At 31.6% G+C, this 15,000-nt stretch carries 19 protein-coding genes; all 19 read left to right on the forward strand.

What is annotated here, in order from left to right:
* Positions 1–34: 34 nt before the first annotated feature.
* The 19 genes from B8965_RS09305 (at position 35) to B8965_RS09395 (ending at position 14,943) form a co-directional block, all read left to right on the forward strand.
* Positions 35–442, forward strand: coding sequence for a YlqD family protein (locus B8965_RS09305; protein WP_084053922.1), 408 nt, complete (start codon positions 35–37; stop codon positions 440–442).
* A 37-nt stretch (positions 443–479) separates the two neighbouring features.
* Positions 480–977, forward strand: coding sequence for a ribosome maturation factor RimM (gene rimM / locus B8965_RS09310; protein WP_084053923.1), 498 nt, complete (start codon positions 480–482; stop codon positions 975–977).
* Between the two features lie 96 nt (positions 978–1,073).
* Complete coding sequence (gene trmD, locus B8965_RS09315) at positions 1,074–1,808, forward strand: tRNA (guanosine(37)-N1)-methyltransferase TrmD (protein WP_084053924.1); 735 nt, start codon at positions 1,074–1,076, stop codon at positions 1,806–1,808.
* A 1-nt stretch (position 1,809) separates the two neighbouring features.
* On the forward strand, positions 1,810–2,376 hold the full coding sequence (locus B8965_RS09320) for an RNA methyltransferase (protein ID WP_084053925.1): 567 nt from the start codon (positions 1,810–1,812) through the stop codon (positions 2,374–2,376).
* Between the two features lie 112 nt (positions 2,377–2,488).
* Entirely contained in the window at positions 2,489–2,833 is a 345-nt protein-coding gene (gene rplS / locus B8965_RS09325) for a 50S ribosomal protein L19 (RefSeq protein ID WP_084053926.1), read from the forward strand.
* A gap of 63 nt (positions 2,834–2,896) precedes the next feature.
* Complete coding sequence (gene lepB, locus B8965_RS09330) at positions 2,897–3,418, forward strand: signal peptidase I (RefSeq protein WP_084053927.1); 522 nt, start codon at positions 2,897–2,899, stop codon at positions 3,416–3,418.
* Positions 3,418–4,284, forward strand: a complete 867-nt coding sequence (ylqF, locus tag B8965_RS09335; protein WP_084053928.1) for a ribosome biogenesis GTPase YlqF — start codon at positions 3,418–3,420, stop codon at positions 4,282–4,284. Before lepB ends, ylqF begins: the two co-directional genes overlap by 1 nt.
* Before the next feature lie 2 nt (positions 4,285–4,286).
* Entirely contained in the window at positions 4,287–5,066 is a 780-nt protein-coding gene (locus B8965_RS09340) for a ribonuclease HII (protein WP_084053929.1), read from the forward strand.
* Between the two features lie 301 nt (positions 5,067–5,367).
* On the forward strand, positions 5,368–5,724 hold the full coding sequence (locus B8965_RS09345) for an NADH-quinone oxidoreductase subunit A (RefSeq protein WP_084053930.1): 357 nt from the start codon (positions 5,368–5,370) through the stop codon (positions 5,722–5,724).
* Positions 5,715–6,230, forward strand: a complete 516-nt coding sequence (locus B8965_RS09350) for an NADH-quinone oxidoreductase subunit B (protein ID WP_084053931.1) — start codon at positions 5,715–5,717, stop codon at positions 6,228–6,230. Before B8965_RS09345 ends, B8965_RS09350 begins: the two co-directional genes overlap by 10 nt.
* Positions 6,223–6,657 carry an NADH-quinone oxidoreductase subunit C gene (locus B8965_RS09355; protein WP_084053932.1) on the forward strand — a complete coding sequence of 145 codons (435 nt, stop codon included), beginning with the start codon at positions 6,223–6,225 and terminating at the stop codon, positions 6,655–6,657. The genes B8965_RS09350 and B8965_RS09355 overlap by 8 nt, the downstream gene beginning before the upstream one ends.
* A gap of 22 nt (positions 6,658–6,679) precedes the next feature.
* Complete coding sequence (locus B8965_RS09360) at positions 6,680–7,774, forward strand: NADH-quinone oxidoreductase subunit D (protein WP_084053933.1); 1,095 nt, start codon at positions 6,680–6,682, stop codon at positions 7,772–7,774.
* A 21-nt stretch (positions 7,775–7,795) separates the two neighbouring features.
* Positions 7,796–8,842, forward strand: coding sequence for an NADH-quinone oxidoreductase subunit NuoH (gene nuoH, locus B8965_RS09365; protein WP_242941974.1), 1,047 nt, complete (start codon positions 7,796–7,798; stop codon positions 8,840–8,842).
* A gap of 6 nt (positions 8,843–8,848) precedes the next feature.
* Positions 8,849–9,313, forward strand: coding sequence for a NuoI/complex I 23 kDa subunit family protein (locus B8965_RS09370; RefSeq protein WP_084053934.1), 465 nt, complete (start codon positions 8,849–8,851; stop codon positions 9,311–9,313).
* Positions 9,313–9,810: an NADH-quinone oxidoreductase subunit J family protein gene (locus B8965_RS09375; RefSeq protein WP_084053935.1), complete on the forward strand. Its 498-nt coding sequence runs from the start codon at positions 9,313–9,315 to the stop codon at positions 9,808–9,810. Before B8965_RS09370 ends, B8965_RS09375 begins: the two co-directional genes overlap by 1 nt.
* Complete coding sequence (gene nuoK / locus B8965_RS09380; protein WP_084053936.1) at positions 9,807–10,115, forward strand: NADH-quinone oxidoreductase subunit NuoK; 309 nt, start codon at positions 9,807–9,809, stop codon at positions 10,113–10,115. Before B8965_RS09375 ends, nuoK begins: the two co-directional genes overlap by 4 nt.
* Before the next feature lie 15 nt (positions 10,116–10,130).
* Complete coding sequence (nuoL, locus tag B8965_RS09385; RefSeq protein WP_084053937.1) at positions 10,131–12,017, forward strand: NADH-quinone oxidoreductase subunit L; 1,887 nt, start codon at positions 10,131–10,133, stop codon at positions 12,015–12,017.
* Positions 12,014–13,504, forward strand: a complete 1,491-nt coding sequence (locus B8965_RS09390) for a complex I subunit 4 family protein (RefSeq protein ID WP_084053938.1) — start codon at positions 12,014–12,016, stop codon at positions 13,502–13,504. Before nuoL ends, B8965_RS09390 begins: the two co-directional genes overlap by 4 nt.
* Positions 13,504–14,943, forward strand: coding sequence for an NADH-quinone oxidoreductase subunit N (locus tag B8965_RS09395; RefSeq protein ID WP_084053939.1), 1,440 nt, complete (start codon positions 13,504–13,506; stop codon positions 14,941–14,943). Before B8965_RS09390 ends, B8965_RS09395 begins: the two co-directional genes overlap by 1 nt.
* The last annotated feature ends 57 nt before the right edge of the window (positions 14,944–15,000 follow it).

Genomic DNA, 15,000 nt, shown 5'->3' on the forward strand with positions numbered 1-15,000 from the left:
AGCCCCATATTTTTGTTTGTTTGGAGAGTTTCTAATGAAGGAATTAACTGTTATTACCAAAGTAGTGTTAAAACAAATTGTTACTGATAACTATAAAAATAAATTGATTTTGGATTTGCAAAATACAATTAAAAACTTAGATAATGAAATTAATTTACTTAGTTTCAAAATAAAGAATGTGATAAGTGACTTAAGTGAGCAGAACCATCCACGGATTGATATTGTAAAAGAAAAACTTTATAATGAACAAGAAAATAAGAATGTTAAAAGACAAGAATACATAGAAAAATTAAAAGAAATCAGTAATTTAGAAAATAAAACTGAAATAGTGCAAGGAACAATTAATAGTCCAGTAACTCTCCAAGTTGGAGATAATATAGATAAATTACTTACAAGAGAAATTATAATTAAAGATAATGTTATCATAGAAATAAGACAATAATGTAATAATATATATAAATACTAAAAAACAAGGTGAAATGATGATAAAAATAGGACAAATTATTGCAACACATGGTATTGATGGTAAATTGAAAATTTATCCATTAACTGATAATCCTAAGCGTTTTGAAGATTTAGAGTATGTATATTTAGAAAGTAAGGCCGGTTTAGATAAAGTACATATTGAAACTATAAATTATCATAAAAACTGTCTGTTAATTAAATTTAAAGAGATAGATGATGTTGATAAAGCTAAAAATTTGATTAAACTTTATCTAGTTATCTCTGAAGATATGTTAGTATTGCTTCCTGAAGATCAGTTTTTTATTTTTCAAATAATTGGATTAAATGTTTATGAAGATGACAATTTTCTAGGTAGAGTTACTGATGTAATCGAAACCGGTAGCAATGATGTTTATATTGTTAAAAAGGATAAAAAAGAAATTTTAATACCTGCTTTAAAAACAGTTGTAAAGAAAATAGATTTAGAAGAAAAAAGGATGCTGGTAGATTTACCTGAGGGACTCTTAGATTGAAGCAAGTTCTAGAATTCAGGTGGAGATTCTTCTACTCCACCTGAATTCTAGAACTGCAAATGTATGACTTTCGTCAGGTTAAAAGGAGAATTAATTATGGATATAAAGATATTAACAATTTTTCCTGAAATGTTTACAGGTCCTCTGACCACCAGTATAATCAAAAAAGCTAGAGATAAAGAAATTTTAAAGATAAAAGTCATAAATTTTAGAGATTACTCTGAAAACAAGCATAATACAGTAGATGATTATCCTTTTGGTGGTGGAGCAGGAATGCTCCTTAAGCCTGAACCAATAGTTAACGCTTTAGAAAATAATTTAGACTTAGAGAATAATAATCAAGAAATTATCTTGGTAACACCTCAAGGAAAGACATTTAAACAAGAAGATGCAAACCTATTAGCCACAAAGAAGAATTTAACCTTTATTTGTGGCCATTATGAAGGCTTCGATGAACGTATTAGAAGTTATGTTACTAAGGAATATTCATTAGGGGATTTTGTTATGACAGGTGGAGAAATTCCCGCAATGGCGATGGTTGATGCGATTGCCCGTTTAATTCCTGGCGTTATTAAAGAAGAAGATTCTTTTAAAGATGATTCCTTTTTCGGGGGACTCCTAGAATATCCTCAATATACAAGACCTAGGGTTTTTAGAGATATTGAAGTACCTGAAGTTTTGCTTTCTGGTAATCATGAACATATTAGGAAGTGGCGAAGAAAAGAATCTTTAAGAAGAACTTATAAAAGAAGACCTGAACTTTTAATGAATTTTCAATTTACTAAAGAAGATAAAAAATTTTTAGAAGAAATAAAGAAAGAGGAAAAGTAGAATGGGGAGATTGTTTTTAGGATTAGTTCATTATCCTGTACATAATAAAAATAAAGAAGTAATTGTAACCTCTATAACAAACCTAGATATTCATGATATTGCTAGAACTTGTAAAACTTTTAATTTTGAAAAATACTATATTATTCATCCTTTAGAAAATCAACAAAAGATAACAAAGGAAATTATTGATTATTGGCAAACGGGATATGGCGGTGAATATAATCCTGATCGTAAAATGGCTTTAGAAAATGTTACTTTAACGGAAAGCATTGAAAGTGCGAAAGCTGAAATTCTAAATAAATATCCAGGCGAGCTAAAGGTTATTGTAACTGATGCTAAAATATATCACAATTCCATTAATTATAAAGATTTAAGAAATGAAATAGAAAGTACTGATATTAATTATTTAATACTATTTGGGACAGGTTGGGGAATCACAGCAGAAGAAATGGAAAAGGCAGATTTTTGTTTAACTCCTATTTATGGAGTAGGGGAGTATAATCATCTTTCTGTTAGAAGTGCAGTAGCGATAATTATAGATAGACTCTGTGGAGAAAAATGGTGGTAATACTTGTAGCAGCTTTAGTTATATGATATAATTCTCAGTGTTGGAATACAGATGGTCCTCTATCTTAATATAAAAGTAAGGTAAGAACATCTTGTGGGAGGAGGTAGCAAATATGGATATTATTAAAGCAATAGAATCTGAACAGTTAAAGAAAGATGTTCCTGAGTTTAGAGCAGGAGATACTGTTAGAGTAGACGTTAAAGTAGTCGAAGGAACTAGAGAACGTATTCAGGCTTTTGAAGGTGTTGTAATTAAAGTAAAAGGCGCTGGATTAACAGAAACTTTCACTGTACGCCGTGTGGCTTATGGTGTTGCTGTAGAACGTTGTTTCCCTATACACTCTCCACGTGTTGACAAAATAACTGTTTTACGTAGAGGTCGTGTAAGAAGAGCAAAGTTATATTACTTAAGAGAAAGATCTGGTAAAGCAGCTAGAATTAAAGATTTACGTAGATAATCATTAGGGACTGAGTATTCAGTCCCTTTTTGTATAACTTATTTATAGGCGCAAGGAGGAAATATGAAAGCAAAAAAGGAATTGTCATTAAAAGATTTTTTTGAATCAATAGTTATTGCAATTATTTTAGCATTATTAATAAAAACTTTTGTATTTCAATTTTATTACATCCCATCTGGGTCGATGGAACCAACATTACAAATTAATGATAAAATCTTAGTTACCAAATATTCATATAAATTAAGTGAACCAGAGCGAGGAGAAATAATTGTTTTTAAATATCCATACGATAAAAAATTAAGTTATATTAAAAGATTAATAGGACTACCAGGTGAAAAAATAGAGATTAAAGATAGTAAGCTGTATATAAATGATGCTTTAGTAGAAGAATCATATCTACCAGATGGATTATTATTTGAAGACTTTGGACCAACAAATGTACCAAAAGATCAATATTTTATGCTTGGAGATAATCGAAACCATAGTAGCGACAGTAGGGTATGGGGATTTGTCGATAAAGACTTAATAATTGGAAAAGCAAGGTTTACCTATTGGCCTTTAGACAGAATGGGAGGAGTTTACTAATGAACATTCAATGGTTTCCAGGCCATATGGCTAAAACAAGACGCTTAATTACGGAAAACTTAAAATTAGTAGATGTAGTAATTGAAATAGTGGATGCAAGGGTACCGCAAAGTAGTAGAAATCCTTTACTTGAAGAGTTAGTGATAAAAAAACCACGTATAATTATCCTGAATAAGGCAGATTTAGCTGACAATAATATTACAAATGAGTGGGTAAATTACTTTGATCACAAAGGTGAATACAAAGCTTTAAAATGTAATAGTATCGATAGCGGAACTAGTGTTTTAAAAGTACTTCAAAATAATTTATACGATTTGACTCAAGAGAAAAGAGAAAAACAAGCAGCTAAAGGAATTATTAAACAAACTGTACGCACAATGATTGTTGGAATACCAAACGTAGGAAAAAGCACCTTAATAAATAAGATAGCAGGAAGTAAAGTTGCTAAAACAGGTAATAAACCAGGTGTCACAAAAGGAAAACAATGGATAAGAATGGGAAAGGATATTGAATTATTAGATACCCCTGGTATACTATGGCCAAAATTTGAAGATCAAGAAGTTGGCTTTAAATTAGCTATTACAGGAGCAATTAATGATGATGTTTTTGATTTTGAACAGGTAGCTTTAAAATTTATTGGAGAACTGGTTAGTAGATATCCAAGTTTACTTAGTGAACGCTATAAATTATCCCTTGAAGATATAGAAAAGACACCTTTGGAAATCTTAGAAAAAATGGGTAGAAATAGAGGATGTATTAGAAAAGGAAATGAAGTAGATTATTCTAAAATTTGCTCAATCCTGGTTACGGAATTTAGGGATGGTAAAATAGGGAAAATATCATTAGAAAGGCCAGTGAAGGAGTAAATATGGATACAGATAAATTAACTGTACTTGAAATCGAAAAATACATTAATTCTTTCCAGGGGGATATGGAATCTTTATTAAAAGAATTATCCCAAGATAAAAGAAAATCGGTAGGTAAATTAGTGCAAAAACAAAGAAAGAGTTTAGAAAAAGATTTATTAGAAAAAGAAAGATTGAAAAAGTTGTGGAAAATTGAAAAAAGCATATATAGCGGAGATTTCAAAAAAATAGTGGGTATTGATGAAGCAGGTAGGGGTCCTTTAGCTGGTCCGGTAGTAGCTGCTGCAGTCATATTACCTCCTTTTTTTTTGTTAGAAGGGCTAGATGATTCAAAAAAAGTAAGTGAAAAGAAAAGAATCATGTTAGCTGAAGAAATAAAAAATGTAGCAATAGCTTGGTCGGTAGCATTAGTCGATGAAAAAATAATAGATAAACTAAACATTTTAGAAGCTACTAGACATGCTATGAAAACAGCTTTAGATTCCTTAAAGGTTAGTCCAGACTTCGTGTTAGTAGATGGAGAGGCTAATCCTTTAATTACATTACCTCAAAAAGGAATTATTAAAGGTGATCTTAATAGTGCTTCTATTGCAGCAGCATCTATTTTAGCTAAAACATATCGTGATAAATTAATGAAGAATTACGATAAAATATATCCTGAATATGGTTTTAAAGTGCATAAGGGATATGGTACAGCCGTACATTTAGCAGCTTTAAAAAAATATGGACCTTGTCCTATTCATAGAGATTCTTTTGCCCCTGTTATTAAAAGTCTAAAATAACAGGGGTTAATTTTTTTTAATCAGATGAGTATCTTTAATTAATACCCTTGTACTATTGAATATAAACCTAAGTATAAGTTCAGGGTTATAGTAATTATCAAACATAATAATAGCAATAATTAGCTGTTTTTAGTTATAATGTATGTATAGATTTATATAAGTATCATAAGTTTAATTTTTACATAGATAAACTTTAAATCTATATTTGTGTACAATTCAATGGTAGAGAATTAATTTAATTATAAAGTAATTAATATTTTACTCTACTTAGGTAATAACTAATAATAGAAAGGGGGATTAATTGTTAATGGAATATGGAATAGTGGGTATATTATTTATTGGAGGATTAGCTTTTGGAGCTATTGCAGTAGTATTAGCAAGATTGTTACAGAATCATCGACCTTATCCTGATAAATTAACAACGTATGAGTGTGGTATGGAGCCCCAAGGTACAGCATGGGTTGGATTTAGAATTAGTTATTTTTTATACGCTTTAGTTTTTTTAGTATTTGACGTAGAAACTATATTTTTATATCCATGGGCGGTTTCTTTTCAAAAGTTAGGTTTATTTGCAATTGTAGAGATGTGTATTTTCTTGGGTATCTTGATTATTGGTTTTCTATATGCCTGGAAGGAAGGTGCTTTTGAATGGTTGTAAAAAATGATGAATTAATGTCGCAGGAAGAGCTAGAAAAAAAAGGTATTTTGCTTACCACTTTTGATAAGCTTTTTAACTGGGCTAGAGGATGGTCATTATGGCCTTTTCAATTTGGTTTAGCCTGTTGCTCGATAGAAATGATATGTTCGACGCAATCAAGATTTGATATGTCACGGTTTGGTTATGAGGTATTTAGAAACTCACCTCGTCAAGCTGATGTAATGATTGTTGCGGGAACAATTACAAAAAAAATGGCTCCTACAGTTGAAATGCTTTATCATCAAATGCCAGAACCACGTTGGGTAATTGCATTAGGTAATTGTGCAGTAGGAGGAGGTCCTTTTATAGACTCATATGCTACTGTAGCTGGAGCCGATAAAATTATCCCTGTGGATGTATATATTCCAGGCTGTCCTCCAAGGCCAGAGGCTTTGATTGATGGATTACTTAAAATCAAAGAAAAAATAAACAATCCGGATAAAGCAAAGGTGAAAAAAGATGAATAATATTAAAGAATTATTAGAATCATATTCTGAAAAAATTAACTTTCATGAAGAAAAATTAAATGAAATATATTTAAATGAGAGTTCGGATATAACTGAAATAATGAACTATTTAAAAGATAATGGCTATACCTTTTTAGTTGATGTAACAAGTGTTGATTATAAAGAGTATTTTGAAATGATTTATCAATTATTTAGTTTTACTGAAAATATACATTTAACAGTAAAAACTAAATTAAGTCATGAAGATCCACAAATTGATTCAATGACTTCTTTATGGGACACAGCTGATTGGCATGAAAGAGAAGCTTATGACTTAATGGGGATTAAATTTAACAATCATCCTAACTTAGTTAGGATCCTGACTTGGGATGATTTTGAAGGCCACCCTTTAAGAAAAGACTATGAATATGAAAGTAACCGTAAGTAATTAATAAGTTGAGGTGTTATTTGTGAAAACACAAAAATATACGTTAAATCTTGGACCTCAACACCCTAGTACACATGGGGTTTTGAGGGTAGTATTAGAATTAGATGGTGAAATATGTACAGAAGCTACAACTGTTATTGGTTATTTACACAGGGGCATGGAAAAGCTAGCTGAAAAAAGAACTTATGCTCAGTTTATCCCTTATACTGATAGGCTGGATTATCTTGCAGGACTAACTAATGAGCTAGGGTATGTGCAAGCTATTGAAAAGTTAGTAGGAATTGAAGTTCCTGAAAGGGCTGAATATATTAGAGTTATTACTGCAGAATTAATGCGTATGGCTAGCCATCTTCTTGGAGTAGGCGTATTTATTATGGATGTGGGAGCAGTGACGGGAGTATTTTACCCTATGATTGAGCGTGAAAAAATACTAGATCTTTTTAGCATGATTTGCGGAGCAAGGTTAACTTTTAACTATATCCGTATTGGTGGAGTAGCTCAAGATTTGCCAGAAGAATTTTTCCCTGCTGTTAATAAATTTATTGATGAATTTCCAAAGGCTCTTGAACAATATGAGAGATTAGTAAATGATAATGAAATCTTTAAATTAAGAACTAAAAATGTTGGTGTTATTACAGCTGAGGAAGCTATGAGCTATGGATTAAGTGGTCCTTGTTTAAGAGGATCAGGAGTAAATCATGATGTTCGTAAAGTGAACCCATATAGTATTTATGACCGTTTTGACTTTAATATTCCAGTGGGAATTAATGGTGACTGTTATGACCGCTATATAGTAAGAATGGAAGAAGTTAAAGAAAGCTTTAAAATCATCAAGCAAGCATTAAAACAAATGCCAGAAGGACCTACAATGGCAAAGGTACCAAAGATTTTAAAGCCACCAGTAGGGGATGTCTATCATCAAATAGAAAATGCTAAAGGTGTCTACGGTACTTATTTAGTAAGTGATGGAACAGTTAATCCATATAGAACGCATTTTAGAAGACCATCTTATAATAATTTATCTATTTTTGATAAGTTATTTGTAGGTCACAAAATAGCTGATATTGTAGCTATAATTGCCAGCTTTGACTTTGATTTAGGAGAAGTTGACGCCTAAGGTGAAAAGGAGGGGGATAATGTGGATTTTTTTAATAACATATTTGTAATTTTAGCTCAGGGGATCAGAGGATCCTTGGCCACCTTGGGATTTGCACCAAATTGGATTGAAATAAGCATGGGCATAGTTTATACGGGAGTAATAATTGGTATATGTACTGTCGTAGCTTTATTTTATACTGTTTGGGAAAGAAAACTTGCCGGATATATCCAATATAGACCAGGCCCTAACAGACTAGGTCCTAATGGCTGGTTTCAAGGTATAGCAGATGCTATAAAACTATTAACTAAAGAAGATGTTGTACCTTGTAATGCAGATAAAGCTATACATTTATTAGCACCAATCTTAATTTTTGTTCCGACCATATTAGCTTTAGGCGTAATTCCATTTGGTGAAAATATGGCAGCCTTAGATCTTAATTTAGGACTATTTTATTTGATAGCTGTTACTTCATTAACAGTTATACCTATCTTTATGGCTGGCTGGGGATCAAATAATAAATATTCTTTATTAGGGGCTATGCGTGCTGTAGCTCAAATGGTAAGTTATGAAATACCATTAGTTTTTTCGTTATTAGGTGTAATTATTATAACTGGTACTTTGCAAATTTCTGAGATAGTAGAAGCACAATCTAGTATATGGTTTGTTTTTTTACAACCTTTAGGCTTTATTATTTACATAATAGCAGCCACAGCTGAAACGAATCGTGCTCCTTTTGACCTACCAGAAGGTGAAACTGAGTTAACAGCAGGATATCATACTGAGTATTCTGGGATGAAGTTTGCTTTATTCTTTTTAGCTGAGTACTGTAATTTATTTGTAGCTTCATCTTTAGCTGTTTTAGTATTTTTAGGTGGATGGCATGGTCCAATATTACCAGGTTGGATATGGTTTATTATCAAAACTTTCTTAATGATGTCTTTTTTCATTTGGATAAGATGGACTTTTCCAAGAATCAGAATAGACCATTTAATGAATTTAGGTTGGAAAATTTTAGTTCCTCTATCTTTACTTAATATCTTTCTTACTGGAATTGGAATGTATATATATTTAGGAATGGGAGGTTGATAGGGGATGCGTGGTAAAGGACTCTTAAAAGGTTTGGGGGTTACTGGAAAGGCTATTTTTAGTAAACGCGTAACTGAAGAATATCCTGATGTTATGCCAGATATAGCAAGCAGATGGAGAGGTCTTTTTAGATTAGATATAGACAAATGCATTTCTTGTGGTATGTGTGTACGGGCATGTCCAAATGAGGTAATAAAAATTACTACTGAAATGGATGAAAACAAAAAACGCAAACTATCAGGATATGAAATGAATTTAAGTTACTGTTTATGGTGTGGTATGTGTGTAGAAGCCTGCCCTACTCACTGTTTAAGGCATACAAAGGATTTTGAGACAGCAACCTTTTTTAAAGATGAAGTTACTCTAGATTTATTTAACAGGCCGAACCTATCTGCACCTGTTTCTACTTTTGGTCAACCTGATAAGGAGAAAGAAGAAAAGGCAAAAGCAGAAAAGGAGGATGAAAAGTAATGGAATTATTAGTTTTTTGGGCATTATCCTTTGTTATCTTAGGTACAGCAATAGCAGTAGTTTTTCTAGATAATATAATTCACTGTGCTTTATTTTTAATACTTACTTTTATAGGAGTTGCAGGTATTTATTTAACTTTAAGTGCTGATTTTATTGCTATTGTACAAATCTTAGTTTATGCAGGTGCGGTTTCAATTTTGATCGTTTTTAGTATTATGTTAGTTTCTCGAAATGATGGGTCAATGAAAGACACTAATCCTTTAGGAATGTATAAATGGACATCTGGAATTATATCAGCTGCTTTATTTAGTGTTATTTCATTTTTTATTATAAAAACCCCATGGGATATTAACGTGGGTATTGTAACTAATTCAATGGAAAAATTTGCAGAGGTTCTTTTATCTGATTATGTATTATCTTTTGAACTAGCAGCTATTTTACTTTTAGTAGCCTTAGTAGGTGCAATCATTATTGCAAGAGAGGTGAAAGAGTCGTGATTAATTTATATCATTATTTATTATTAAGTGCATTATTATTTTGCATCGGCTTATATGGTGCTTTATCTAAGAAAAATGCCATAGGTATCTTGCTATGTATAGAGCTTATGTTAAATGCTATAAATATTAATCTAGTTGCTTTTACAAAATATCTTACTCCTGGCGATATTACTGGACAGATTTTTGCAATTTTTGTTATTGTTGTAGCAGCTTGTGAGGTAGCAGTTGGTTTAGCATTAATAATTGCAATTTACCGAGATCGTTCTCATATTGAAGTAGAAAAATTAAATTGGCTTAAATGGTAAGGGGTGATATGAAAAATGGTTAATAGTTTTGGGATTGATTATATATGGTTAGTGCCCTTATCTCCTTTAATATCTTTTGTTTTGATTTCATTTTTATTCAAAAGATTAAAAATGCTTAGTGCATTAACATCAGTAATCGGTTTACTTGTTTCTTTTGGTATGACTTTAGACATAATAAGAACTATAGTTACAACGAATTTAATCACTATGAAAAACCCTATTGAAAAGTCTATAACCTGGCTTGATATGAACGGATTATTTATAGAAATGGGAGCTTTAATAGATCCATTAACAGCTGTAATGTTATTTGTAGTAACCTTTATTTCATTATTAGTTGCTATTTACTCTATAGGTTATATGAAAGATGATCCTTATTTTTCAAGATTCTTTGGGTATGTTTCTTTGTTTGTATTTTCAATGTTAGGTTTAGTAATTTCAAATAACTATTTTCAAACATTTGTTTTTTGGGAATTGGTGGGTTTAAGTTCATACCTTTTAATTGGTTTTTATTTTTATAAAGATTCAGCAGCTAAAGCTTGTGATAAAGCCTTTAATACAAATAGGGTAGCAGACTTTGGTTTTATGTTAGGAATTATCCTCTTATTCCTTCATTTTGGTACTTTTAATTTTGGTCAATTAGCAGGTTCTATTGCTTCTTCAACAGATCTTGCGTTTTTAACATTAGCAGCAATTTTAGTTTTTATTGGACCAGTAGGAAAATCTGGACAGTTTCCTTTACATGTATGGCTACCTGATGCAATGGAAGGTCCTACGCCATGTAGTGCTTTAATTCACGCTGCTACTATGGTTGCAGCAGGAGTATATTTATTAGCACGTGGTTTTATCCTTTTTGCTAGTGTAGAACAAGTTATGACTATTATTGCTTATGTAGGTGGATTTACTGCTATTTTTGCGGCAACAATTGCGATAACACAAAGAGATTTAAAAAGAATACTTGCCTATTCAACCTTAAGTCAACTTGGATATATGGTTATGGCCATTGGTATTGGTAGTATGACAGCTGGAATGTTCCACTTAACAACTCATGCTTTCTTTAAAGCTTTAATGTTTTTATGTGCAGGTAGTGTAATTCATGCTATTCACAAACAAGACATTTTTGAAATGGGTGGAATATTTAAAGAAATGAAAATAACCACTATAACTATGGTTATTGGAGGACTTGCAATTGCTGGAATACCGCCTTTTGCTGGTTTTTGGAGTAAAGATGAAATATTATTAGCATGTCAAATTAATGGTTTTCCAGTATTATATGTAGTAGCTTCTTTTACAGCATTTTTAACTGCCTTTTATATGTTTAGAATGATATTTTTAGCATTCTTTGGAGAAAAACGAAGTGAATTTACAGCTCATGAATCTCCACTTTCGATGACTGTTCCTTTAATGATTTTAGCATTTTTCTCTATTGTTGGAGGATTTATAGGAGCTCCTTTTATTGAAAAAGGTTTTGCAAGTTATATCTATGTAAATCATGTACATCACCCTGTACCTAATTATATGATTATGGGTTCATCAACTATTATAGCAACCCTCGGAATTTTGCTAGCATATTTGATGTACATAAAGAAGATTATATCAGCTGATGCAATAGCTACAAGATTTAAACCTATATATAATCTTTTATATAATAAGTACTATATAGATGAGTTTTATGGATGGGTATTTAATAACCTTGTTCTAGGATTTGCAGCATTATGTAATTGGTTAGATAGAAATATTGTGGATGGAACAGCCCATTTTATTGCATGGATTATCCGTACTATAGGTGCAAAAGGACGTTATGTTCATACAGGTAGTTTACAAACTTATGGTTTAGTTATTTTTGCAGCTATAATCGTTATAGTCTTATTTCTGGCAGGTCCAGTAATAGGAGGTGTACAATGAGTTTTCCAATTTTAACAAGCATCTTATTAGCACCTATCATTGGAGTATTATTAATCCTCTTTGTACCAGAAAGAGAAGATAAAATAATAAAAATTATAGCAGCTATTACTACAGGTATATCAGTTATTTTATCTTTAGTTGCTTTTATAGGTTATGATAAAGGATTGGGTGGAATTCAGTTTGTAGAAAATATTCCTTGGGTAGAGGCACTTGGCATTAATTATGCTCTTGGAGTGGATGGGATTAGTTTACCACTGATTCTTTTAACAGCTATTGTAATATTTGCCGGTGTGTTTTCTTCTTGGGATATGCATCATAGAGTAAAAGAATTCTTTGTGTTTTTACTTGCTTTAGTAGCAGGAGTATTTGGTGTGTTTTTAACAACTGATTTATTCTTTTTCTACCTATTTTTTGAAATTGCAGTAATTCCAATGTATATTTTAATTGGAGTTTGGGGTAGTACTCGTAAAGAGTATGCAGCTATGAAATTAACTATTTATTTATTAGTAGGTAGTGCTTTAATGTTAATAGGTATTATTGCTATATACCTCTATAGTGGTTTAATGAGTTTTGATATCTTAACATTAACTAATGTTCAATACGATGCTAGTTTCCAAAAGTTTGCCTTTTTCTTGATGATGATCGGATTTGGATTTTTGGTTCCTATGTGGCCTTTTCATACTTGGTCTCCAGACGGTCACGTTGCAGCACCAACAGCTGTAAGTATGCTGCACGCAGGAGTTTTAATGAAGCTTGGAGGCTATGGATTAATTAGAGTAGGGATTTTCATGTTCCCTGAAGGTGCTCAGTTTTGGTCGCCTGTACTAGCAATGCTTTGTATTATTAACGTAGTTTATGGTGCTTTTGCTGCAATGGCACAAAAAGACTTAAAGTTTGTTATTGGGTATTCAAGCGTTAGTCATATGGGTTATGTTTTATTAGGTATAGCTTCATTAAATACCTTAAGTATTAATGGTGCAGTAGCACAAATGTTTGCTCATGGTATAATGACAGCTTTATTCTTTTCTCTTATCGGTAATATTTATCATAAGGCTCATACTAGAGAAATTAAAGACTTTGGTGGCTTAGCTCATCAAATGCCTAGAGCATCAGTCGCTTTTTTAATTGCGAGTTTAGCTTCATTAGGTTTACCAGGTTTAATTAACTTTATAGCCGAGTATTCAGTATTCGTAGGTACTTATCCAGTTTATAGTGTGTTAGCTGTTTTAGCTATTTCTGGTATAGTTATCACTGCTGTGTATGTATTAAGAGTTTATCGTAATGTATTTAATGGTCCGCGCAATCCAAAATGGGATCATATTAAAGATATTAAGGGTGTAGAGTTATTCCCAGTTGTATTACTTTGTGGAGTATTAATTACTTTAGGTGTCTTTCCATCTTTACTAATGGATTTAATAAACAATGGGGTAGATGCTTTAGTTAAGACTTATTTAGCAGGAATTAAAGTAGGAGGTGGGATACTATAATGGACATTAACTTTTCATTAATTCTACCTGAACTACTTATAGCAGGTTTAGCTTTTTTAATTATGATAATATCACTCTTGGTTCCTAAAGATCAAAAGAAAGGTTTAGGGTATTTATCAGTATTTGGTTTATTAGTTATAACCTTTATTCTTTATAAAATGATCGGAGTAGATGATTCAGTCTTTAATGGGATGCTTATCATTGATCCTTTTGGAACCTATTTTAAAATATTAATAGTGTTGTCATCAGCGCTGACAATTTTACTAGGAACAGAGTATATAACAAAGTTTGTAAATGAAAATTATGGTGAATTTTGCTTTTTAACTTTATTTGCAACTTTAGGCATGATGATCCTAGTATCAGCTGGAGATTTTATAACTCTTTATGTTGCCTTGGAATTAATGACTTTAGCTTTCATTATTTTAGTCGGCTTTGGTAAAAATATTTTTAGGTCTTCAGAGGCGGGTATTAAGTATTTATTATTAAGTGCTTTATCATCAGCTATTCTCTTATATGGGTTAACACTTGTTTATGGTGTAACTAAAACAACTTTTATACACAATATTGTTCATTATGCATTATCTGAAGGAATAAGTAATCCTGCAGTCTTATTAGGTATGGTATTTATTTTAACTGGATTCTTGTTTAAAGTTTCCGCAGTTCCTTTTCATATGTGGACACCAGATGTGTATGAAGGAGCACCAACTCCGATAACCGCTTTATTATCAGTAGCTTCTAAAGGAGCAGCTTTTGGAGTATTTATTAGAGTATTTTTACACGGTTTTACTATTCATGCTCCTTTATGGATGCCAATAATTATAACAATAGCAGTAATTACGATTCTTTTAGGTAACTTTGTGGCAATTCCTCAAACTAATATCAAAAGATTATTAGCTTTTTCAGGGGTTGCACAAGCTGGTTATATTTTACTTGGTTTAGTTGCTTATTCAACCTTTGGGGTAGCTTCTATATTGTTTTATACAATGATGTATGTATTTAGTAATATGGGTGCTTTTGGGGTAATTTTAGCCTTTTCACAAGCTGGTGGTGGAGATGAAATTTCAGATTATAACGGAATGTGGAAAAGGTCTCCTTTTTTAGCAGCAGTTATGCTTATGAGTTTATTATCGCTTGCTGGTATACCACCATTAATTGGTTTTGTAGGTAAGTTTAAATTATTTACAGCTATTATTGCTGCCGGTTATATGTGGCTTGCATTCCTTGCGATAGGAATGAGCATGGTTTCTGTTTATTACTATTTATTAGTAGCAAAGGCTATGTACTTAAATGATCCAAAACCTGAAAATGACACAAAAATCAAGGTACCATTTGGTATGCAGGCTTCACTATTTATTATAATGATCTTAACTTTAGTACTAGGTGTATATCCAACACCTTTAACAAACTTAGCAATCAAAGTTGCTCAAACATTTTTCTAAAAAATAACCCCAGATGGGGTTATTTTTTTATTAAAAAGGAGTATATTTCAAGAATGT

Origin of the sequence: Desulfonispora thiosulfatigenes DSM 11270, assembly GCF_900176035.1 — a bacterium.
Classification (GTDB): Bacteria; Bacillota; Peptococcia; order Peptococcales; family Desulfonisporaceae; genus Desulfonispora; species Desulfonispora thiosulfatigenes.